Below are 20,559 nucleotides of genomic sequence, written 5' to 3'. Positions count from 1 at the left end.
CGCGGGTCCGGCTACTGCCCGAAGACCTGCAGCTCGGCCGCGTGGACGATGGTGCCGCGGTCGGAGCCGGTCTTGCAGTCGGTCGTGGTGAGCGGGTCGGCGTCCTGCTCACCGGCGTAGCCTGCATAGCCCGTGCACTGGTTCTCCAACGCCACCAGACGGACCGCCGCGGCGGAGGTGTCGGGGACGTCGAAGGTGCGCAGGTTGAGGTTGGGGGCGACCGGCCTCGGGCGCTTTCCGGGGAAGGCGTCGTCGGCCGAGGTGTAGAAGCGCTTCCAGGTCGCGCCGGCCGTGTCGCAGGCGGAGACGCACGCCTCCAGGGCGAACTTCCGCAGTGCCGTGAAGCGCGACCCCGAGTCGGCGTCCGTGTCGGTCGCCGGCGACAGGTACGCGCTGACGTTGACCGTCTTCACCGTGCGGGTTCCGCCGGCCAGGTCGACGGCGATCGAGGGCGTGGTGGCGTCCACGTTCTCCGCGGTCACCCCACCCCAGTTGGTGCTCTCGGTGCCGTCGATCAGGGCGCCCGGGTTGCGGGAGCCCTCGGTCGTGGTGAGCACCTTGGCACCGTTGGCGGCCGCGGCCAGGTTGGTCCCGGTCGCGAACGAGACGGTCTTGGCGATCTCCGTGGGGGAGACCGTGACCGTCTTGCGCTGGGCGCCCCCGGTGGCGGAGACGTACAGAAGCTCGTACGTCCCCGGCACGAAGTGAGCCACCGACCCGAGCGCGGTGCCGGAGAGCGTGTCGGCGATCGGGGTCGCCCGCGCCTCGAAGCGGCCGACATAGACCTTCCCGGGTGCCGGCGCGCTGAAGGTGACCTTGACGTTGCGCGAGGCCGGCGAGGCGAAGCTCGGGGTCGGCTCGTGGTCGTCGGCGGTCGTGGTGGCGTACTGGCCCATGCCGCGCCGGGCGAACGCATCGGCGATCACCTGGCGGTTGGCGCCGCCGAAGCGCATCTGGTCCGCGGCGAGGAACGCGTCGCGGGCGTCCAGCATCGAGGTCGCACCCTGCTGGAGCAGGAACGAGTCGAAGACCAGCTGGATCCAGCGGCGGTTGCCGGGGCACTTGTCGGCGGCCAGCGGTGAGGCAGTCGTCGTACCGACCGAGCAGCGCCGCTGTAGGGCCTTGTCGGCGTAGGGGTAGGTTGCGTTGTACTTGTCGACCAGCGCCTGCCGCACCGACCACATCGTCCCGTTCCAGATCTCGCCGTCGGCGTGGACCTCGGGCCCGGTGCTGTCGAAGCCGTAGTCGGAGAAGTTGAGCGGGTTCTTGTCGATCGCGAAGTCACGGATCGCGACGTCGGTGTTGCCGGTGGCGTAGGAGCCGACGGCCCACGGGCTGCCGCCGTTGTAGAGGTCGTGGGCGAACATGTGCTCGGCCGCGGCCAGGTCGCTCCAGGACTCACCCATCGCACCGCCCTGCTCGGAGGTCAGGCCGTCGTCGGGACCACCGACCATCCGGTTGGAGATGGCGTGGGTGTACTCGTGGCCGACGATCCCGAAGTCCAGCGACCCGTCGGTGCAGGGCGCGTAGAAGGCGCCGGCGGCGGGCTGGAAGAGGTACTGGTTGGTGACTCCCGGAACGCCGTCCATCAGGGTGAGCTGGTTGGCGTTGTTGCGACCGGTCAGCAGCCCGGTCTGCTCGACGACCTGCGAGTCGAGCGCGGCGGCCTGCGCGTTGCCGACCTCGGCGTCGAGGCCGCGACCGCCACGGCCGAGGTTGTCGGTCTGCAGGTTGTAGTTCTCCTCGGTGAAACCGAGGAAGTAGGACCAGTCGTGCATCCGGTTGTGGCTGGCGAACAGGTTGCCGACGACGTAGTTGACGTCGTTGCCGCCCGGCACCAGGTTGGTCGGCGCGCACTTGGAGTTGTTCCAGGCGTCGGTGAACGTGCCGGTGTAGTCACGCACCGGCGAGATCGGCGCCTGCTCGAGGCCACCGGCGGCCAGCGGCGAGAGCCAGCCCTCGTGGGTGTTGGCGTTGTTGCCGATCGTGGTCAGGCTCGGCACCCCGACGGTCGTGTTGAGCAGCGTGTCCCACGGACCGGCGTTGGCCAGGCTCTTCAGCTCCGGCCCGGTGCACTCGGCCACCTTGGTCCAGCACGCGATCACGTCGTTGGCCGGGACCGCCTCGCCGCCGGTCGAGGCGGCGTCGGGAGTGCCGGGGAAGTAGGACCAACGCGGGTTGCTGCCCGGCAGGTCACCGGTCTCCGCGCCGGCGTCGGAGGACGCGACGGTCACCGTGTAGCTGCCGACGAGGAGCGAGTCGTCGAAGGGACAGACCTGGACCGCGTACGTCCCGGGGGCGATCCTCTCGGCGGTGTAGGTCGCGGTCTCGGGGCTGGTGAGCAGGTCACCCTCCACGAGCAGCTTCCCGTCAGGAGCGAACAGCTTCACGGTGAAGTCGTCGGTCGGCAGCCCGATCGCGACCGCGGCCAGGGTGCGGGTCTTGTCGTCGGAGATCTCGAAGCTGTGCTTCGGGCCGCAGGTGCCGAGCGCGGTGCCGGTGAACGGACCCTCGACGTCGTTCTCGTGGTCGACGTTGTCCCGACGAAGGAGCACCTCGCCGGTGACCGCGTCGACCAGCACCGTCTGCCCCAGGAGGGTGGCGGCGGCGGAGTCGACGACGGTGGCCTGGAAGACGGGACGTACGCCCTCGCCGGGGACGGGGAGGGCTCGCAGCCGCACCAGCTGGTCGGTCGCCAGGCCGGGGACCGTCAGCTTCGTCCAGTCGGTCAGCTTCGCGGCGGCGTCGGTGACGATCTCTCCGACCTTCGACCCGGAGATCGGGCGCCCGGCCGATGCCGCCGCCTTCAGCCACGCCTCGGTCGGGGTGAGCTCGGCCTTCGCCGGGGTGCCGGTCACCTTGGACAGCGAGGAGGAGGCGTAGGTGATGGCGCCGTCGGCCACACCCACGGTGACCATCCCCTCGGTCGCGGCGGACAGGCCGTCGTAGGTCTGCCGGAAGAGCACCGCATGACCGCCCCCGCCGGCCAGCTTCTGGTCGCTGACGAGCTCGAGGTCGGCCAGCTGCGCTGCGCTGAGCCCGAAGACCGCCGCGTTGTCGTCGAGGAAGCCTCGGGCAGCGGCGACCGGGTCCGCGGAGCCGGCCGTGGCCAGCACGCCGTCGGAGGAGATCAGCGAGGTCGGAGTCCCGTGGGCGTTCCAGCGGATGTCGACGGCGTCCAGGGCCTGGGCCGCGGACTGCTGGGTCGAGGTGGGCAGCACGCGGTCGCGTACGTCCAGGCCGGCATCGGCCTCGTGACCGAGCAGCCCGCCGGAGCGGGCCGTCTCAGCCTTGGTGTTTGCAGTGTCATCAGTAGTGGAGAGCGCGGCACCCGAGACCGGCGTCACCAGCACGAATGCGCCGAGGGCGAGGCTCAGCGCGGCACCGAGGCTCACCCGGCTGCGACTGGAACGTGTTTCGGTCATATGGGACCAACGTCCCTTTACCTGCGCCGGTTACGCGATACACGCAACGCCTGTACCGCGAACCGGCGCACGAGACATGGAAGGCACCCGATAGTGTTCCGGACACATGTAACCGCCTTCACAGACGGGCCGGCACACACGGTCCCGACAGACAGGGGAGCACCACGATGGGTGACTTCGTCAACCTCACCGTCGAGGACGGCATCGGCACGATCCGGCTCGACCGGCCGAAGATGAACGCGATCAGCTTTCAGGTGCAGGCCGAGCTGCTCGAGGTCGCGACCGAGGCGGCAGCCGACGATGACGTACGCGCGGTCGTGGTCTACGGCGGCGAGCGGCTGTTCGCCGCCGGGAACGACGTCAAGGAGATGGCCGGCCTCTCCTACTCCGAGATGGCCAAGCGGGTCGCCGGCGTGCAGACCGCGGTGACGGCCGTCGCGGAGATCCCCAAGCCGGTGGTGGCCGCGGTGACCGGCTATGCGCTCGGTGGAGGCTGCGAGCTGGCGCTCGCGGCCGACTTCCGGATCGCCGCCGACGACGCGACCTTCGGTCAGCCGGAGGTCCTGCTCGGCATCATCCCGGGTGCCGGTGGCACCCAGCGGCTGGCACGGCTGGTCGGGCCGTCCAAGGCCAAGGATCTGATCTTCTCGGGCCGCTTCGTCAAGGCAGACGAGGCGCTTGCAATCGGCTTGGCCGACCGGCTCGTACCGGCGGCCTCGGTCTATGAGGAGGCGCTCGCGTGGGCGAGCCAGTTCAAGACGGCGGCACCGTACGCACTGGCGGCGGCGAAGACGGCGATCGACAAGGGGCTCGGGGTGGACCTCGCCACCGGGCTGGCCATCGAGCAGCAGCAGTTCGCCGGCGTGTTCGCGACGAAGGACTCCCAGACCGGGATGGCATCGTTCCTGGAGAACGGCCCCGGCAAAGCCAACTTCGAAGGGAAGTGAATCTCGTGTCCGACACCAAGACGTCCACCGGCCCGGGCATGGTCCACACCATCCGGTCCTACGCCTCCCGGGTGGTCTGGGCGATCGCGCTGCTCGCCGCGCTGGCGCTGGCGATCGGGGCGCTGCTGATCGCGCTCAACGCGAATCAGGACAACACCCTCGTGGCGTTCATCCTCGACCTCGCCGACATCGCCGATCTCGGCCTGTTCTCGCGGGAGAACGGCATCAAGCAGTTCAGCGGTGAGGACGCCGAGATCAAGAACGCGCTCTTCAACTGGGGCATCGGTGCGTTGGCGTGGCTGATCGTCGGTCGCATCGTGGCCGGTGTGATCCGGCCCTGAGCCCATGTGACATTCTCAACGCGTAGGCACCTGTCATCCGTATGTGACTGACGGGTAACATCGCTGGCGAACTACGACCATTCCAGGAGGGGCCGGCAAGGCCGCACCATCATGAACATTGTTGTGCTTGTGAAGTACGTGCCGGACGCGACCGCGGACCGGCAGTTCGAGGACGACTTCACCGTCGATCGCGTGAACGTCGACGGTCTGCTCTCCGAGCTCGATGAGTACGCCGTCGAGCAGTCGTTGCAGATCAAGGAGAAGCGTGAGGGTGAGGAGATCACCGTCACCGCGCTGACCGTTGGTCCGCAGGCTGCCGAGGCTGCTGTGCGCAAGGCGCTGCAGATGGGTGCCGACAAGGGCGTCCACGTCGTCGACGACGCGATCGCCGGCTCGGACTCCATCGCCACCTCGCTGGTGCTGGCCAAGGCGATCGAGAAGCTCGGTCCGGTCGACCTCGTGGTCGGCGGTCTGGCCTCGACCGACGCCGGCATGAGCGTCGTCCCGGCGATGCTGGCCGAGCGCCTCGGCCTGCCGCAGGTGACCCTGGCCTCGGTCGTCGAGACCCAGGGCGACCAGATCCGCATCAAGCGTGACGGCGACGTGGCCACCGAGGTCATCGGCGGCACGCTGCCGCTGGTCCTCTCGGTCACCGACCAGTCCGGCGAGGCCCGCTACCCGTCCTTCAAGGGCATCATGGCGGCCAAGAAGAAGCCGCTGGAGACGTGGTCGCTGTCCGACCTCGGTGTCGACGCCGGCCAGGTCGGTCTGGGTGCCGCCTACACCGCGGTCGAGGAGACGGCGGCCCGCCCGCCGCGCACCGCCGGTGAGATCGTCACCGACGAGGACGGCTCGGGCGCCAAGGCGCTGGCCGAGTTCCTCGCGTCCAAGAAGTTCATCTGAGGCCGGGAAGGATTCTGAATCATGGCTGAAGTTCTCGTTCTCATCGACCACGTTGGTGGTCAGGTCAAGAAGCCGACCTACGAGCTGCTCACCCTGGCCGCCAAGCTCGGCGAGCCCTCCGCCGTCTACATCGGTGGCGCCGACGGTGCCGCTGGTGCCGCGGAGGCCGTGAAGGGCTACGGCGCCGAGAAGGTCTACGTCATCGACGACGCCCAGATCAAGGGCTACCTGGTGGCCCCGAAGGCCGAGGCGCTCGCGCAGCTGGCCGGCACCGCCTCCCCGGCCGCGATCCTGCTGCCCTCCTCCGCGGAGAACAAGGAGGTCGCGGCTCGTCTGGCGATCAAGCTCGACTCCGGTCTGATCACCGACGCGGTCGACCTGGATGAGTCCGGTGTGGCGACCCAGTCGGTCTTCGCCGGCAACTTCACGGTCAAGGGCAAGGTCACCAAGGGCACCCCGATCATCACGGTCAAGCCCAACTCGGCCGCTCCGGTCGAGAAGGCCGGCGCCGCCGCGGTCACCCCGTTCGAGGTGACCATCTCCGACGCCGCCAAGACCGCCCAGATCGTGGCCTCCCAGCCGCGTAAGGCCTCCGGCCGCCCCGAGCTCACCGAGGCCGCGATCGTGGTCTCCGGTGGTCGTGGCACCGGCGGCGACTTCTCCGCCGTCGAGGGCCTCGCCGACGCGCTCGGTGCCGCTGTCGGTGCCTCGCGTGCCGCGGTCGACTCGGGCTGGATGCCGCACACCTTCCAGGTCGGCCAGACCGGTAAGACCGTCTCCCCGCAGCTCTACGTGGCCAACGGGATCTCCGGTGCGATCCAGCACCGTGCCGGTATGCAGACCTCGAAGACCATCGTCGCGGTCAACAAGGACGAGGAGGCACCGATCTTCGAGCTCGTCGACTTCGGTGTGGTGGGCGATCTGCACACCGTTCTCCCGGCCGTCACCGAGGCTGTGAAGGCCGCTAAGGCCTGAGGTTGTCCGGCGCTTGCGCCGGGCAAACCCGAAGGGGTCGAGCGAGCGCACAGCCGAGCTTGCGAGGCTGTGACCGCGGGTCGAGACCGACCTCATGTGCATGTGACGTTCGTCCCGAAAACCCGCCTCCGAGCACGGCTCGGAGGCGGGTTTCTTTCGGTTTGGCATCTTGTTCTGGGAATTGTCGTTGCGGGCCATACGTCGCTGGGTATAGTCCGGCCGCATGTGGGTGAATGCGCTGAGGTCGAGGACGACCCGGAAGATCTCGATCGCTTCGGCTGTGGCTGGCTGCGTGGCTGCCCTGGTCGTGGCGACCATGTCCGTGGTTTCGACGCCGGCGACCGCGGCGACCTGGTCGCCGCCGGCGGGGCCGTTCTTCAACAACCCGACCGGTGACTCGGGGCAGCGCAACTTCATCGTCCACCGGATCAACAACAGCATCCGGTACGCGGTCAAGGGCTCCTACATCCGGTTCGTCACCTACAACCTGGACCGCGCCGACACCGTCGATCACCTCATCGCCGCACACAAGCGTGGCGTGCACGTGCAGATCCTGGTCAATCGGAAGATGTGGAGCAGCGGAGAGCGGAAGCTGGCCGGCCGTCTAGGCACCACGCGCTCCCGCCCTAGCTTCATCTACGGCTGCGCCGGTGCCTGCCGCGGGTATGACACGGGCAACCTGCACATCAAGATCCACTCGTTCACCCAGATCGGCACCAAGCGCAACGTCATCATCAACAGCTCCGGCAACCTCGGTGGCGGCGCGGCTGGTTCGCAGTGGAACGACGCCCAGACGATCTACGCCAACGACAGCCTGTGGAAGACGTGGCTGCGGATGTTCAACGAGCTCAAGGCCGACAGGAAGGCCTCGCCGCGCTATGTGTCGTGGTCCGGTGGCGGCACGTCCGTCGGCTTCCAGCGTCAGCGCCCGGGAACGACCAGCGACGAGATCTACGCGCGCGGCAGCGGCGACCGGGTGATCGACCGGCTGCGGCTGATCGGCTGCAGCGCGCCGAGCGGCTACGGCACCAAGGGCAAGACGATCCTGCGGATCCACATGTACGCGTGGTACGGCCGCCGTGGCGAGCGCATCGCCGACGAGGTCGTCCGGCTGAAGAAGCGCGGCTGCGTGGTCCGGGTGATCGGCTCGGTCACCAGCGACGTGGTCTACCGCAAGCTCCGACGAGTCGGCATCCCGGCGCGCGACGCCGCCTGGGACTGGGGCCAGAAGAAGTCGACCAGCGGCGACAACATCGTCTACGGCTCGCGCTGCTACTCCCACTACAAGTGGATGAGCGTCAACGGCCGCTACGCCGACAGGGGCACCTACAGCGTCTGGACCGGCTCGGAGAACTGGTCGCCGCCGTCGTTCAGCAACGACGAGGTCACCTTCCGGTTCACCTCGAAGAGCTACTACACCGCCTACACCGCCCGGTTCAACAAGATGTGGGACAGCCCGCGGGCCACGCACCGGATCTACCTGGAGCCGAAGTCCCGGCCCTGCGCCTGACGCTTGGGGCGCTAACCTCGCCGGGTGAGCTTCGGTGAACTCGGTGGGGGCCTTCGGCCACTCGACGGCGGCTGGTCGGGCGAGACGTTCCTGGCAGAGGCAGGCGGGGAGAGGTCGGTCGTGCGTGTCTTCGCCGACCCGCGCCACCACCCGCAGGCCGCGGAGGTCCACGAGGCCCTGCACCGTCTGGTGCGGGGCCTCGTCCCGGTCCCGGACGTCCTGGAGGTACGCCGCGCCGACCCGGCCACGGGCACGCCCGCGCTGCTGGTGACCGAGTTCGTCGAGGGCGTACGCGGCGACCTGCAGCTCCCCGATCTGGACGAGGCGCAGCAGGGCAGGCTCGGACGTTGCCTCGGAGAGATCGCCGGCACCCTGGCCGGGATGCCGTTCCTGACCGCCGGGACCTTCGCCGACAAGGACCTGCGGGTCGAGGCGTTCACCCTGGACCTGACCGAGTGGGTCGAGTCGTACGCCGAGCGTCTCGACTGGTCACCAGCCGACCTGGACGGCCTGCGGGACGTGGCCGCCGACGCCCAGGACCTGCTCGACACGGTCGCCCGGGTGAGCCTGGTGCACAGCGACCTCAACGCCAAGAACATCATCGTGGACCCGGAGACGCTGCGTGTCCGCGCGGTCCTCGACTGGGAGTTCGCCCACGCCGGCTCGCCGTTCGCCGACCTCGGCAACCTGCTGCGATTCGATCGGGAGGCGGCGTACGTCTCAGGGGTGCTGGAGGGCTACGTCGCAGTGCGTGGGGGCAGCGCCACGGAGGCTCTCGAGCTGGCCCGCGCCGCGGACCTGATCGCTCTGGTCGAGCTCGGGGCGCGGCGTACCGCCAATCCGGTGGCCGCCCGGGCGCACGACCTCCTGCTCGAGATCGCTCGATCCGGGGATGTCCACACCGCCCCGGAAGGCTCCCATCGCGGCTAAGATCGGAGCGCGCCGGACGGTGCCGGCGCAACCTGGGGGAATGGTTGTGGGAGTGAGTGAGTTCGACGGGGCTCGAGGCCCCGCCGGAGGTTGGTGGCGTGGCTGGACGCCTTGGATCTCGGCGCTCGTGCTGTCGGCGCTGTTCGCAGGGGCGACATCGGGGATCGCGTTCGTGCGGAAGACCTATGAGCCTCCGGTGGACTATCCGGCGATGAACGAGTCCGAGCCGGCGGCGGAGGCCTCGTCGTCCGCGCCGCCGAAGCAGGACCGGCGCGAGTCGCCCTCGACGCGACCGACGGGCGCGCCCGCCGACCCGACGCCGGTGAAGGCGCCCCGCAAGGTCCGGCCCTCGGCCTCGGGCTCGGGGAGCGGCGAGCCGATGGCGACTCCGGAGCCGTCCGAGAGCCCGTTCGACCCGCTCGGGGGTCTCGGCGTCCTGCTGGGACTGGGCGAGGAAGAGTGACCCTTCGCCGTGCGGTCCGGTCCGTACGGCGAAAGGGGTGGTGGCTGTGTACGCCGAACGGCATAGGCTTTCTGGCATGAGCGCAGAGGCATTGATCCGTGACGTGGCGGCGAAGGCACGAGAGGCGAGCTACGAGCTCGCGGTCGCGCCGCGCAGCGTGAAGGACGCGGCGCTGCACGCGATGGCCGACGCTCTCCTGAAGCGGTCCGACGAGGTGCTGGAGGCCAACGCGGCCGACATCGCCCGCGCCGAGGCCTCGGGAAGCCCGGCCAACATCATCGACCGCCTCACCCTGACCCCGGAGCGGCTCGACGGCATCGCCGCCGCGCTCCGCGAGCTCGCAGCCCTCCCGGACCCCGTAGGAGACGTCGTACGCGGCAGCACCCTCGCCAACGGCCTCGAGCTGCGCCAGGTGCGGGTGCCCTTCGGTGTCGTCGGGATGATCTACGAGGCTCGCCCCAACGTGACCGTGGACGCGGCCGGGATCTGCCTGAAGTCCGGCAACGCGGCGCTCCTGCGCGGCTCCTCCAACATCGCGTCCAGCAACGTGGCGATCGCCGCCGTGCTCCGCGACGCCGTCGTCTCCGTGGGCCTCCCGGCCGACGTGATCCAGGTCGTGCCCGGTGAGGGCCACGACTCGGTCAAGGCGCTGATGCGGGCCCGCGGCCTGGTCGACGTGCTCATCCCGCGCGGTGGCGCCGGGCTGATCCGCAGCGTCGTCGAGGAGTCGACGGTGCCGGTCATCGAGACCGGGGTGGGCAACGTACACGTCTACGTCGACAAGGCAGCCGATCTCGAGAAGGCGGTCTCGATCGTGGTCAACTCCAAGACCCAGCGCACCAGCGTGTGCAACTCCGCCGAGTCGCTGCTCGTGCACGCCGACATCGCCAAGTCGTTCCTGCCCATGATCGTCCCCGCGCTGCAGGAGCGTGGGGTGCAGATCCACGGCGACGAGGCCTTCCAGGCGTACGACCTCGTCGAGCCCGCCACCGACGAGGACTATGCGGCCGAGTTCCTGGCGCTGAAGATCAGCGCAGCGGTCGTACCCGATCTCGACGCCGCCATCGCCCACATCCGGCGCTGGTCCAGCGGTCACACCGAGGCGATCCTGACCGAGGACCTGGGCGCGGCCCGGCGGTTCACCGCCGCCGTCGACTCCGCGGCGGTCATGGTCAACGCCTCGACGCGGTTCACCGACGGCGGTGAGTTCGGCTTCGGCGCGGAGATCGGGATCTCGACCCAGAAGCTGCACGCCCGGGGCCCGATGGGGCTGCCTGAGATGACCTCGACGAAGTATGTGGTCACAGGGGACGGGCACGTGCGCTGACCTGGCACGGGGCAAGGTAATCTGTGCGCCATGTCGAACTCTGTTGTGTCGAGCATCATCACCTCCGCTGAGCACGGGGCCGAGCACGGCACCTCTGGTATCGAGTGGGTCATCGGCGGCGGCGCCCTGGCGATCCTGGTCTTCGCGCTCCTGGTCCTGGTCTGGTTCGCCGGCGGCCGTGAACACTCCTGAGCGCTGATCCGATGGGCAGCGGGGGAGCGCCCGAGCCAGGTCTGGAGGGCCTGATCGGCAAGCGCCGCGTCGGGGTGATGGGCGGCACCTTCGATCCCATCCACCACGGCCACCTGGTGGCGGCCTCCGAGGTGCAGTCGTTCTTCGACCTCGACGAGGTCGTCTTCGTGCCCACCGGCGACCCCTGGCAGAAGGCCGATCGCGACGTGTCGCCGGCCGAGCACCGGTACCTGATGACGGTCATCGCGACCGCCGCCAACCCGCGCTTCACCGTGAGCAGGGTCGACATCGACCGGGCCGGCCGGACGTACACCATCGACACGCTGCGCGACCTCGCCAAGGCGCTGCCCGACTCCGAGCTCTACTTCATCACCGGGGCCGACGCGCTCGCCGAGATCTTCACCTGGCGCGACACCGACGAGCTCTTCGAGCTCGCCCAGTTCGTGGGGTGCACGCGCCCGGGCTACAACATGGATCCCGAGGTCATCGCGAAGATCCCCTCCGACCGCATCACCATGCTCGAGATCCCCGCTCTGGCGATCTCCTCCTCCGACTGCCGCGAGCGGCGTCACCGTGGCGAGCCGGTCTGGTATCTCGTCCCCGACGGCGTGGTGCAGTACATCGGCAAGCACGACCTCTACCGGCCCAGGGAATCCAGGGCCCCTCAATCCAAGACTCCCCGAAATAAGGACCGCGTATGACCGCGACCGAGCACGCCATCGAGCTCACCATCACCGCCGCCCGGGCGGCCTCGGACAAGAAGGCCGGGCACATCCTGGCCTTCGACGTCAGCGACCAGCTGGCCATCACCGACGCCTTCGTGCTGGCCTCCGCCCCCAACGAGCGGCAGGTGCAGTCGATCGTCGACGAGGTCGAGCTGAAGCTCCGCGACCTCGGCTCCAAGCCGCTGCGCCGCGAGGGGCACAAGGAGGGGCGCTGGGTGCTGCTCGACTACGGCGAGATCGTCGTGCACGTCCAGCACGAGGAGGAGCGCCAGTTCTACGCCCTCGAGCGGCTCTGGCGTGACTGCCCCGCGATCTCGCTGCCCGCCGACATCGTCTCCGAGGGCTGAGGTCCGGTGGTCGAGCCTGCGGAGATCCGTCGACTCATCCTGCTCCGCCACGGAGTCACCGGCTGGAACGCCGACGGCCGCTACCAGGGTCAGACCGACATCGAGCTGGCCGAGACCGGCCACCAGCAGGCCAAGGCCGCTGCTCGCGCGCTCGGGACGACCTTCGCCGTCACCCGCCTCGTCTCCTCGGACCTGATGCGGGCCCGGCAGACCGCTTCGTACGTCGCCGAGGAGACCGGCCTCGAGGCCGCGTACGACCCGCGGCTGCGGGAGGTCTGCGCAGGGGAGGCCGAAGGGATGAACCGCGCCCAGATCCTCGAGCGCTTCGGTGAGATGCCGGCCAGCTGGGAGCCCCACGGCGGGGAGTCCTGGCCCACCGTCGCGGCACGCTTCAGCGGTGCGCTCCACGACGTCGCCGAGACCGTCGCGCCCGGCGAGACCGTCGTGGTCGTCGCTCACGGCGGTGCCATCCGGCAGGGTCTGGCCGCCTTCCTCGGCTGGGACCCGTCCGTCGTCACCACCCTCGCTCCGCTGACGAACTGCGCCTGGATCGAGCTCACCGCCCGGGAGTCCGCTCACGGACTCATCCCGTCGGCGCCCTGGCGACTCGCGACGTACGGAATGGGGACCCCGATTTCGTGATCGCGGGAGCATTCCGCTACTGTTCTTCTCGTTGCCCGGGTTGATCACCGGGACAACGCCAAGGGGGTGTGGCGCAGCTGGTAGCGCATCTGCATGGCATGCAGAGGGTCAGGGGTTCGAGTCCCCTCACCTCCACCGAAACACCTGATCAGAGCCGTGTTCTGAACCTTCACCGAAGGTTGAGAACACGGCTTGATCGTTTTTGAGGCGCATCTGTTGTTCCGGTCTTGGAACGTCTGCCTGTCGCCATCTTCCGGGCTGAATCTCTCGTCGCGCGACCTCTCATGAGCACACCGTTCTGGGGAGAGATCGCGCCGGTTCGAAGGCCTTACTCGGATAAGGATTTCTCCCGTATGACCGTGGTGATCGCCAGTACCGACCTTTCCGGTTTTGCCGACCGGGGCGGCAAGCTGATCATGTACGACACGCGAGTCCTCCTCGAGCAGGACGGCTCGACCGTGCGCTCGGCTCTCCGAGACGTACAGGAGTTCTACCGGCTCTTCATGATCCCCGGAGGCGGACACGTCGGCCGTGCGGGCCTGGGTCGAGCAGGGGACCGCGCCGAAGCAGATGGTCGCCACCAAGTACGAGAACGACCGTCCGGAGAACCGGGTCGTGATGACGAGGCCGCTGTGTCCCTACCCCCAGATCGCAGGGTACGTCGGCGCCGGGCCCACCACGGAGGCGAGCAGCTTCCGGTGCGAGAACGACTGGGGCGACTTCGCCGAGGACGTGGCACGCGAGCAGCAGCGCATGCATGTCCGGGAGCGGAGCAACTGATGGTCAGCGGCCGGTTCGTCGAGGATGGGACTCGAGTGCGGGAGGACGGCGGCGTCCGCTGGCTCGATCTCGACCTGGAGGGCACCGACGCCGTGGCGGTGGGATAGGGGATTACCTCAGCAACCTGCGGTCATTGCCACTTGAGCGGCTCGGCAGGGCTTCCTAGCGTGGGAGTTCAGCCGCCACAGGCATGGACCCGAGGAGAAGCATGACCAGCACCCCCGACACCGACACGATCGCCGACACGATCACGGCCCTGCTGCGCCGGGTGGAGGCCCTCGAGTCGGAGGCGGAGATCCGACGGCTGGAGGCGCGCTACATGTTCCTCTGCGACACGCCCTGCCCGGAGTTCGGTGTCAGCGATGACGCCCAGCGGGTCGACCTGATCATGGAGCTCTACACCGAGGACGCGGTCTGGGAGGGCGTCGGGGAGTACTACGACGGTCAGTTCGGGAAGGCCGAGGGAAAGGCCGCGATCCGCGCGCACTTCGAGAGGTTCTGGGGAGAGCAGCAGGACCCGGCCCTGCTGCTCAACGCCCACTACCTGACCTCCGAGCAGATCCACGTCGACGGTGACGAGGCCGAGGGCCAGTGGATCCACATGCAGCCATGGCTCTTCTCCGACGGCAAGGCGATGCTCCGCTCCAGCCGGCTGAACAACGCCTTCCGCCGGGTCGACGGAACCTGGCGGATCAGCCGGACCCGCACCGAGAACGTCTTCATCGCACCGCTCTCGCCGACCTGGGCGGAGTCCTACCCGTCGGAGTCGGTGCTGATGGCCCCCTGAGCAGAGCTCAGACGGTCACCTGGTAGAGGAGCACGTCGCGTACGAGGGTGCCGAGGCTGTCGGAGCAGGTCTTCGCCTTGATCCGGGCCCGGTGGACGTCGACCGTCTTGACGCTGGTGCCGAGCTCCCGGGCGATGTGCTGGCTCGGCAGGCCGTCGATGACCAGACGCAGGACCTCGAGCTCGCGCGGGGTGAGCTGGTCGACCCGGGTCTGCACCTCGCGGCGTACGGCATCGGCGGCGAACCGCCTGCCCGCCTCGAGGAGCTGCTCCTGGACGACCTCCAGCATCTGCTGGGAGTCGTAGGGCTTCTCCAGGAAGTCCACGGCGCCGTGCTGCATCGCCCGCACCGACATGGGCACGTCGCCGTGCGCGGAGCAGAAGATGACCGGTGCCGGGTAGTCCTGCTGGCGCAGCGTCTCCTGCAGCTGGAAGCCGCTGACGCCGGGCATCCGGACGTCGACGATGAGGACCGCCGGTTCGGTCGCGTCGTACTCGTCGAGGAACGTGGTGGCGTCGGGATAGGTCAGTGCCTCGATGCCGACGGTCTCCAGCAGGAAGACCAGCGACTGTCGCAGGTCGTGGTCGTCGTCGACGATGTGGACGACCGGAGTGCGCGTGGCGGCGGCGGTGTCCGTCCGGGGGAGTTCAGTGATGCTCATCGGTGTCGCCTTGTTCGTGGGGATGGTCGTCGACGCTACGTCGTCGCTGTTACCCGGCCGTTTCGTCATCGTGTTTCACTCATCCCTCGTGGTGTGACCCGGGCCATATGCCCAGGATCAGGACACCAGGCTTTGCTCGACGTTGCACGCTGCGGCCAAGAGGTGGTCCTCACCGAGACGGCGGCCGACCACCTGGATGCCGAGCGGCATGCCCGCGGCATCCCGTAGCCCCGGGACGGTCACGACGGGTAGGCCGAGCGCCTGCCACGGCCGGCTCAGCACCGGGTCACCGGTCGCGCCCAGTCCGCGGGGAGCGGGGCCAGGGGCTGCGGCACCGACCACGACGTCGTACGCCCCGAGGAGCTCGGCAACCCGCTCACCACCCCGTGCGATCACGTCGAGGGCTGTCTCGTAGTCGCTCCGGCTGGTCTCGGCACCCGTACGCAGCAGCCCGGCCAACGGGTCGGACAGCTGGTCGGCCGCGGCCAGCTCCGCAGAGCGCTCGCGGGCGGCCTCGTACGCCATGACCACGGGGTGCGCGGCGGCGAGGTCGGCGACCAGCTGCTCCTCCGGGAAGTCGCGAACGATGGCGCCGCTCGCCTCCAGCGCCGCCCGGGTGGTCTCCAGGGCGCCTCGCATCGCCGGGTCCAGGACACCGATCGCGGAGGCCGACCAGAGCAGCGCGCGCAGCGGCTCGCCTCGCCCGGGAGCGCCGGGCCGGGCGACGTCGACGCCGCCGCCCAATGCAGACCAGGCCAGCGCGAGATCACCGGCCGTGGCGGCGTACACGCCGTGGCTGTCGAGGCTCGGGCTCAGCCCGGTGACGCCGTCGACCGGGAAACGACCGTTGCTCATCACCAGGGCCGCGACCCCGCAGTACGCCGCCGGGCGGCTCACCGATCCGGCGGTCTGCGACCCCAGGGCGAGCGGCACCTGGCCGGCACCGACGGCGGCTGCCGAGCCGCTGGAGGAGCCGCCGGGGGTGTGGTCGGTCGCGGCCGGGTTGGCCGTGGGGCCGGGGGAGAAGAAGGCGAACTCGGTGGTCACGGTCTTGCCCACCGGCACCGCACCGGTCCGGCGCCACTCCGTCACGATCGCTGCGTCCTTGTCGGCGGGCGGAACGTCCGCCCGGAGCCCGGAGCCGCATCTGGTCGGCAGGCCGGCGACGTCGATGATGTCCTTCACGCCGAGGGGCACACCTGCGAGGGGGCCGAGGCCGGTGACGGGATCCGGGTCCTGACGGACGACCCAGGCCTCGAGCTCGGGTTCGGTCGCCGCGATCCGCTCCGCGGAGCGGGCCATCGCCTCGGCCGGGGTGGTGGCGCCTCGGGCGAGGTCGGTGACGAGGTCACGCAGCGACCACGGCTGCCACAGCGACGTGCTCATGCGTCCTCCCAGCTGGCGTCGGCAGTCCAGTAGTCCATCCCGGTCGCGGACACGGCATGGCGCCATTCGGACGTGCGCCGCAGGGTCGGCTCGACCCGGGAGGTGACCTCGTCGGCGATCTCGGGTCCGTCGCCGGGGACCTCCCAGTGCACCCAGTTGAGCTCGTGGCCGGCGGCGTCGTGGACGAAGAGGTCCACGTGCTGCCAGCCGTACCCGTGGGTGTCGGTGTAGCACATCAGCGTCATCCGAGCCCCCGCCTCCATCATCATCGCGCTCCTTCGGCTCATGCGGAGAGCTCGGTGGGGTGCAGGGTGTGGAAGCGGCGCTGGAAGTAGACGAGGCCGCCGGTGTCGTCGCGGCTGTTGACGGCGTCGACCTCGACGAAGAGCACCGTGTGCGAGCCGTGCGAACGGTGGTCCGCGACCCGCCCGATGACCGTCGCGACGGCATCGCGCAGCACGGGCACGCCGTGGCTGTCGTGCTCCCACTCCGGCTCGGAGAGCCTGTCGCCCATGGACACGTCGCTCGCACCGGCGAAGCGCATCGCGATCGGCTCGTGCTCGGCGCCGAGGACGTTGATGCCGACCCGCTTGTTCTCGACGAAGAAGTCGTGGGTGTAGCTGGACCGATTGACGCAGACGAGCATCGTCGGGGGACTGTCGGTGACCGAGCACGCCGCGCTCACGGTGATGCCGGCCGGCCCGCGCGGGCCGTCGGTGGTGACGATGTTGACCGCTGCCGACAGATTCGACATCGCGGCACGAAAGGCGCGCTGGGTCGGGGTCAGCTCGGGATGGGTCGTGGTGGACAACCTGGGCCTCCTACCGGGTCGGATACCTCGACCGTAGGCAGTGTCGCCCCGACGCGGAATCGAGAGTTCCTCGACGGAGGATGAGGATTTCCCCTACGCCGGCGCGGCTACGCGCGGGGCAGCGTGAACGCGAATCGGGTGCCGCCGCCCTCGCGTGACTCGGCCCAGATCATGCCGTGCTGACGGGTGATGATCCGGTAGCTCAGGGCCAGCCCGATCCCGCTCCCGCGCTCCTTGGACGTGAACGACTCGGCGAACGGGTCCTGCGTCAGGCCGCGCCCCCGATCCTCGACGGTCACCATCCCCGAGGTCTTCCCGTCGTACGTCGCGGTGCCGGTGCTGATCCGCAGCACCCGGCTGCCCGGTCCGCACTGGCTCAGCTCGTCGACGGCGTTGAAGCAGAGGTTGAGCACCACCTGTCCCGTCAGCACGCGTTCGCAGCGTACGTGGACCGGGTCCGAGGAGAGGTCGAGCTCGACCTCGATCCCCGCGGGGTCCGCCCGCAGACCGACGAAGTAGAGGCACTCCTCGACCACGTCGTTGAGGTCCACGCGGCCCGAGACCTGCTCGAGATGGCCGACATAGGAGCGTACGGAGCTGACGATCGTCGCCGCCCGCTCTATCTGGCGTTCGGCGCCGTCCAGCCCGAAAGCGAGCATCTCGGTGGCGCCCGCCATCTCCGCGCAGCCCTCGAGTGTCCGCGCCCGGGCGCGGACGCCGGCCAGGAAGTTGTTCGCCGCGGCCAGCGGCTGGCCCAGCTCGTGGGCGATCGCCATCGCCATGTCACCCATCGCGTTGTAGCGGGCCAGGTAGTTCTCCTGGTCGTACGCCTGCTCGGCCCGCACCCGCTCGGAGATGTCGTAGACGGTCAGCACGAACTCCGCGACCCCGGGCTGGTGCATCCGCTCGAGCGTCCCGCCGAGCCAGGCGGACCGGGCGGGGCCGGGTCCGGTGCGGCGACGCAGCCGCAGCCGGACGGTGGCGATCGGGTCCGCCGCGCCGACCGCCGCGGACCAGCCGGTGCGCTCGCGGTCACCGCGACGGTCGATCTGGACCGAGGCGACGTCGTCCAGACGGTGCCCCGCCATGTCCGTGCGGGACACCCCGAACTGGGCGAGCGCCTGGTCGGTCACGTGCTGGACCACGCCGTCCGGGCTGAGCACGACGACCCCTGCGGCGGTGTGCCGGCTCAGCGTCTCGACGTACGCCGTGGTCTGCCGCAGCTCGCGCTCGACCGCCTGCTCGCGCTCGATGTCGCGGAACTGCACCATCACCGCGGGGCCCTGGGCCAGCTCGACGCGGGTCGCGACCGCCTCGGTCGGGACCACCCGGCCGGTGCTCGAGCGGTAGTGCCACTCGATCCTGCTGCGGCCCTTCTCGACCGCCTCCTGCAACCACGCCCGGCCGATCACGCGGTCGTACTCCTGGGCGGAGCTGCTCATCTGGTCGGCCTTGAGCGGCCGCAGCTCGGTGACGCTCCACTCGAGCAGCTCGCAGGCGGCGGGGTTGGCCCAGATGATGTCCTGCGTCTCGGCGTCGTGGATCAGCACGCACAGCGACGTCGCGTTCATCATCGCGAGGAAGTCGGTATGGACCAGCTCGGGCGCCTGTGGGTCGACCTGCATCTGGTCAGGATAGGTCGCCGAATGAGGCGCGGGCGCTGAAGAAATCCCCTACGTGGGGCAGTGAGGCCCCCTCATCCGGGCCGGGCATTCCCAATTCCCGCCGCGCGGGCGGGCTCATAGCGTCGAACCCGGCGGTCGGCACCGGCCAGTCCGACACATCCGACCCGATTCATCCGATCCAACCCAGAGGAGCCGACATGGCCCAGACCCAGGAGATCCAGCCGGAGACGGCCGCTGCGCCGCCCACCCTGGAGGACGTCCTGTCGGAGCTGGCGGCCCGGCGGGGTGAGTTCCACGAGCAGAGCTACGTTCCCCGTGAGTTCGTCGACCGGCTCAAGCAGGTCGGGGTCTACCGGAGCTCGGCTCCGCGGATGTTCGGAGGCGAGCCGATGGCCCCTGCCGAGTTCCTCGAGATCGTCGAGCGGATCTCGGCCGTCGACGGCTCGACCGGATGGGTCGCTGCCTTCGGGTCCGCCCTCACCTACCTGGCGGCGCTCCCGCTCGAGACCCAGGCCGAGATCTATGCCGACGGCCCCGATGTCGTCTTCGCCGGCGGACTCTTCCCGGTCCAGCCGGTGACCCCCACCGAGCGGGGCTTCATCGTCGACGGGCGCTGGAAGTTCGCCAGCGGTTGCATGGGAGCCGACGTACTGGGCGTCGGCATCCCCAGCGACGACGCCTCCAGGGGCAAGCCGCGAAGCGCTCTGCTGCGACCCGAGCAGGTCGAGATCGTGCAGGACTGGGACGTCGCCGGGATGCGCGCATCGGGCTCGTTCGACCTGGTCGTCAAGGAGGTCGAGGTCGCCCGCGAGTGGACGTTCGTCCGGGGTGGGGAGCCGACCGTCGACGAGCCGCTCTTCCGCTATCCCACGATCGGCTACCAGGCGCAGGTGCATGCCGCGGTCGGCCTCGGGGTCGCGCAGGCGGCGCTCGACTTCGCCCAGCAGGCGGGTTCGCGCACGGGCGTGACCGGCGCACCGCCCTTGGCCGCCCGCGCCTACTACCGCACGTCCTACGCCGAGAGCTACGCCGCGCTGCGCTCGGCGCGCGCCTTCTACTACGAGGTGGCCGAGGAGGTCTGGAGCAGCGTCGTCGCCGGCGACGAGGTCAGCCCCGAACAGCATGCCCGCATCCGGCTCTCCGCAACACACCTGGCGTCCACCGCGGCCCGCATCGTCGCCGACCTCTGCACCATCTCGGGCACCGGCACCATCGCGAACCAGCACCCGCTGCAGCGGCTTCGTCGCGACGCCGAGGTCCCACAGGTGCACGCCTTCCTCGGCCCCTCGATGTACGACGCCGCCGGTGCGGTGCTGCTCGGCCAGGAGCCGACCGTCCCCGGATTCATGTGAGCGGACCCACCAGCCGCCCGTCCCACGACCCCAAGGAGACCCGATGAGTGAGCCAACACCACTCCGCGTCCTGTTCTGCATCGGTATCAACCAGAACTTCTTCGACCTGCCCAGCGCCGGCGTCACCGTCGACGACGTCTGGAGGGCCTTCGTCGAGATGATGGACAGCATCAAGGCGCTGCCGGGCGTCGACTTCATCGGGGACATCGACGACGACGCGCACCTGGTCGGCCCCTCCGACTCCTGGCCGTGGACCTGCTACCTGCTGGCCGACGTCGACACCCAGGAGACCGTCAGGGCCGCCTGCAACCTGTTCCGCACCATCGCGGTGGGGGAGGGCGGCTTCAAGCTCTGGAGATACGCCAAGGTCGAGGCGCGGATGGGCAGAGCCCTCACCCCGCGCTCCTACGAGCCCGTGGAGGCGAACTGA

The 20,559-nt window shown here is 69.6% G+C and carries 22 protein-coding genes and 1 tRNA gene; 17 read left to right on the top strand and 6 right to left on the bottom strand.

Annotated elements, in window-relative coordinates:
- Window positions 1–11: 11 nt before the first annotated feature.
- Window positions 12–3,425, bottom strand: a complete 3,414-nt coding sequence (locus ABZY89_RS08190; RefSeq protein ID WP_355226203.1) for a M36 family metallopeptidase — start codon at window positions 3,423–3,425, stop codon at window positions 12–14.
- Between the two features lie 167 nt (window positions 3,426–3,592).
- Between ABZY89_RS08190 and ABZY89_RS08185 the strand changes: the two genes are divergently transcribed.
- The 15 genes from ABZY89_RS08185 (at window position 3,593) to ABZY89_RS08115 (ending at window position 14,294) form a co-directional block, all read left to right on the top strand.
- Window positions 3,593–4,372 carry an enoyl-CoA hydratase-related protein gene (locus ABZY89_RS08185; protein WP_355226201.1) on the top strand — a complete coding sequence of 260 codons (780 nt, stop codon included), beginning with the start codon at window positions 3,593–3,595 and terminating at the stop codon, window positions 4,370–4,372.
- A gap of 5 nt (window positions 4,373–4,377) precedes the next feature.
- Window positions 4,378–4,713, top strand: a complete 336-nt coding sequence (locus tag ABZY89_RS08180; RefSeq protein WP_355226199.1) for a hypothetical protein — start codon at window positions 4,378–4,380, stop codon at window positions 4,711–4,713.
- A 111-nt stretch (window positions 4,714–4,824) separates the two neighbouring features.
- On the top strand, window positions 4,825–5,616 hold the full coding sequence (locus ABZY89_RS08175; RefSeq protein ID WP_355226197.1) for an electron transfer flavoprotein subunit beta/FixA family protein: 792 nt from the start codon (window positions 4,825–4,827) through the stop codon (window positions 5,614–5,616).
- 21 nt (window positions 5,617–5,637) lie between these two features.
- The gene (locus ABZY89_RS08170; RefSeq protein ID WP_350713122.1) at window positions 5,638–6,591 is read left to right on the top strand and encodes an electron transfer flavoprotein subunit alpha/FixB family protein; all 954 of its coding nucleotides are present in this window, start codon (window positions 5,638–5,640) and stop codon (window positions 6,589–6,591) included.
- A gap of 292 nt (window positions 6,592–6,883) precedes the next feature.
- Entirely contained in the window at window positions 6,884–8,101 is a 1,218-nt protein-coding gene (locus ABZY89_RS08165; RefSeq protein WP_355226195.1) for a phospholipase D-like domain-containing protein, read from the top strand.
- A gap of 24 nt (window positions 8,102–8,125) precedes the next feature.
- Window positions 8,126–9,031, top strand: a complete 906-nt coding sequence (locus ABZY89_RS08160) for a phosphotransferase (protein WP_355226193.1) — start codon at window positions 8,126–8,128, stop codon at window positions 9,029–9,031.
- A 52-nt stretch (window positions 9,032–9,083) separates the two neighbouring features.
- Window positions 9,084–9,494 (top strand): hypothetical protein, encoded by a 411-nt coding sequence (locus ABZY89_RS08155; RefSeq protein ID WP_355226191.1) that lies wholly within the window; start codon window positions 9,084–9,086, stop codon window positions 9,492–9,494.
- Window positions 9,495–9,570: 76 nt separating this feature from the next.
- Window positions 9,571–10,821, top strand: coding sequence for a glutamate-5-semialdehyde dehydrogenase (locus tag ABZY89_RS08150; protein ID WP_355226189.1), 1,251 nt, complete (start codon window positions 9,571–9,573; stop codon window positions 10,819–10,821).
- A gap of 30 nt (window positions 10,822–10,851) precedes the next feature.
- Complete coding sequence (locus ABZY89_RS08145; protein WP_160027856.1) at window positions 10,852–11,013, top strand: hypothetical protein; 162 nt, start codon at window positions 10,852–10,854, stop codon at window positions 11,011–11,013.
- 11 nt (window positions 11,014–11,024) lie between these two features.
- Window positions 11,025–11,714, top strand: a complete 690-nt coding sequence (gene nadD / locus ABZY89_RS08140) for a nicotinate-nucleotide adenylyltransferase (RefSeq protein WP_355226186.1) — start codon at window positions 11,025–11,027, stop codon at window positions 11,712–11,714.
- Entirely contained in the window at window positions 11,711–12,085 is a 375-nt protein-coding gene (gene rsfS / locus ABZY89_RS08135; protein ID WP_355226184.1) for a ribosome silencing factor, read from the top strand. Before nadD ends, rsfS begins: the two co-directional genes overlap by 4 nt.
- Before the next feature lie 6 nt (window positions 12,086–12,091).
- The gene (locus ABZY89_RS08130; protein ID WP_355226182.1) at window positions 12,092–12,727 is read left to right on the top strand and encodes a histidine phosphatase family protein; all 636 of its coding nucleotides are present in this window, start codon (window positions 12,092–12,094) and stop codon (window positions 12,725–12,727) included.
- Window positions 12,728–12,789: 62 nt separating this feature from the next.
- Window positions 12,790–12,862 (top strand) — tRNA-Ala (locus ABZY89_RS08125).
- A 396-nt stretch (window positions 12,863–13,258) separates the two neighbouring features.
- The gene (locus ABZY89_RS08120; RefSeq protein WP_355226180.1) at window positions 13,259–13,507 is read left to right on the top strand and encodes a tannase/feruloyl esterase family alpha/beta hydrolase; all 249 of its coding nucleotides are present in this window, start codon (window positions 13,259–13,261) and stop codon (window positions 13,505–13,507) included.
- Between the two features lie 208 nt (window positions 13,508–13,715).
- Window positions 13,716–14,294 (top strand): nuclear transport factor 2 family protein, encoded by a 579-nt coding sequence (locus ABZY89_RS08115; RefSeq protein ID WP_355226178.1) that lies wholly within the window; start codon window positions 13,716–13,718, stop codon window positions 14,292–14,294.
- Between the two features lie 7 nt (window positions 14,295–14,301).
- On the opposite strand, the gene ABZY89_RS08110 is transcribed toward ABZY89_RS08115, so the two are convergent.
- The 5 genes from ABZY89_RS08110 to ABZY89_RS08090 all read right to left on the bottom strand — a co-directional run bounded on the left by ABZY89_RS08110 (window position 14,302) and on the right by ABZY89_RS08090 (window position 18,777).
- Complete coding sequence (locus tag ABZY89_RS08110; RefSeq protein ID WP_355226176.1) at window positions 14,302–14,955, bottom strand: response regulator; 654 nt, start codon at window positions 14,953–14,955, stop codon at window positions 14,302–14,304.
- Between the two features lie 117 nt (window positions 14,956–15,072).
- The gene (locus ABZY89_RS08105; protein WP_355226175.1) at window positions 15,073–16,341 is read right to left on the bottom strand and encodes an amidase; all 1,269 of its coding nucleotides are present in this window, start codon (window positions 16,339–16,341) and stop codon (window positions 15,073–15,075) included.
- The gene (locus ABZY89_RS08100) at window positions 16,338–16,628 is read right to left on the bottom strand and encodes a hypothetical protein (RefSeq protein ID WP_355226173.1); all 291 of its coding nucleotides are present in this window, start codon (window positions 16,626–16,628) and stop codon (window positions 16,338–16,340) included. The genes ABZY89_RS08105 and ABZY89_RS08100 overlap by 4 nt, the downstream gene beginning before the upstream one ends.
- A complete protein-coding gene (locus ABZY89_RS08095) occupies window positions 16,625–17,152 on the bottom strand; it encodes a flavin reductase (protein ID WP_222118660.1) in 528 nt (175 codons plus the stop codon). Before ABZY89_RS08095 ends, ABZY89_RS08100 begins: the two co-directional genes overlap by 4 nt.
- Window positions 17,153–17,259: 107 nt before the next feature.
- The gene (locus ABZY89_RS08090) at window positions 17,260–18,777 is read right to left on the bottom strand and encodes an ATP-binding protein (RefSeq protein WP_355226171.1); all 1,518 of its coding nucleotides are present in this window, start codon (window positions 18,775–18,777) and stop codon (window positions 17,260–17,262) included.
- Window positions 18,778–18,974: 197 nt separating this feature from the next.
- On the opposite strand from ABZY89_RS08090, the gene ABZY89_RS08085 reads away from it, so the two are divergent.
- Window positions 18,975–20,129 carry an acyl-CoA dehydrogenase family protein gene (locus tag ABZY89_RS08085; RefSeq protein ID WP_355226169.1) on the top strand — a complete coding sequence of 385 codons (1,155 nt, stop codon included), beginning with the start codon at window positions 18,975–18,977 and terminating at the stop codon, window positions 20,127–20,129.
- A 43-nt stretch (window positions 20,130–20,172) separates the two neighbouring features.
- Window positions 20,173–20,559: a hypothetical protein gene (locus ABZY89_RS08080; RefSeq protein ID WP_355226168.1), complete on the top strand. Its 387-nt coding sequence runs from the start codon at window positions 20,173–20,175 to the stop codon at window positions 20,557–20,559.

It is taken from the genome of Nocardioides sp. NPDC006303 (genome assembly GCF_040613175.1).
GTDB lineage: Bacteria > Actinomycetota > Actinomycetes > Propionibacteriales > Nocardioidaceae > Nocardioides.
This window is presented reverse-complemented; position numbering and strand designations above follow the sequence as displayed.

Excerpts from the sequence above, each read along its gene's own strand:
- nadD (WP_355226186.1), top strand. The coding sequence starts at position 11,025 with ATGGGCAGCGGGGGAGCGCCCGAGCCAGGTCTGGAGGGCCTGATCGGC.
- ABZY89_RS08145 (WP_160027856.1), top strand. The coding sequence starts at position 10,852 with ATGTCGAACTCTGTTGTGTCGAGCATCATCACCTCCGCTGAGCACGGG.
- ABZY89_RS08185 (WP_355226201.1), top strand. The coding sequence starts at position 3,593 with ATGGGTGACTTCGTCAACCTCACCGTCGAGGACGGCATCGGCACGATC.
- ABZY89_RS08175 (WP_355226197.1), top strand. The coding sequence starts at position 4,825 with ATGAACATTGTTGTGCTTGTGAAGTACGTGCCGGACGCGACCGCGGAC.
- ABZY89_RS08115 (WP_355226178.1), top strand. The coding sequence starts at position 13,716 with ATGACCAGCACCCCCGACACCGACACGATCGCCGACACGATCACGGCC.
- ABZY89_RS08110 (WP_355226176.1), bottom strand. The coding sequence starts at position 14,955 with ATGAGCATCACTGAACTCCCCCGGACGGACACCGCCGCCGCCACGCGC.
- ABZY89_RS08150 (WP_355226189.1), top strand. The coding sequence starts at position 9,571 with ATGAGCGCAGAGGCATTGATCCGTGACGTGGCGGCGAAGGCACGAGAG.
- ABZY89_RS08080 (WP_355226168.1), top strand. The coding sequence starts at position 20,173 with ATGAGTGAGCCAACACCACTCCGCGTCCTGTTCTGCATCGGTATCAAC.
- ABZY89_RS08085 (WP_355226169.1), top strand. The coding sequence starts at position 18,975 with ATGGCCCAGACCCAGGAGATCCAGCCGGAGACGGCCGCTGCGCCGCCC.
- ABZY89_RS08105 (WP_355226175.1), bottom strand. The coding sequence starts at position 16,341 with ATGAGCACGTCGCTGTGGCAGCCGTGGTCGCTGCGTGACCTCGTCACC.
- ABZY89_RS08090 (WP_355226171.1), bottom strand. The coding sequence starts at position 18,777 with ATGCAGGTCGACCCACAGGCGCCCGAGCTGGTCCATACCGACTTCCTC.
- ABZY89_RS08190 (WP_355226203.1), bottom strand. The coding sequence starts at position 3,425 with ATGACCGAAACACGTTCCAGTCGCAGCCGGGTGAGCCTCGGTGCCGCG.
- ABZY89_RS08100 (WP_355226173.1), bottom strand. The coding sequence starts at position 16,628 with ATGAGCCGAAGGAGCGCGATGATGATGGAGGCGGGGGCTCGGATGACG.
- rsfS (WP_355226184.1), top strand. The coding sequence starts at position 11,711 with ATGACCGCGACCGAGCACGCCATCGAGCTCACCATCACCGCCGCCCGG.
- ABZY89_RS08170 (WP_350713122.1), top strand. The coding sequence starts at position 5,638 with ATGGCTGAAGTTCTCGTTCTCATCGACCACGTTGGTGGTCAGGTCAAG.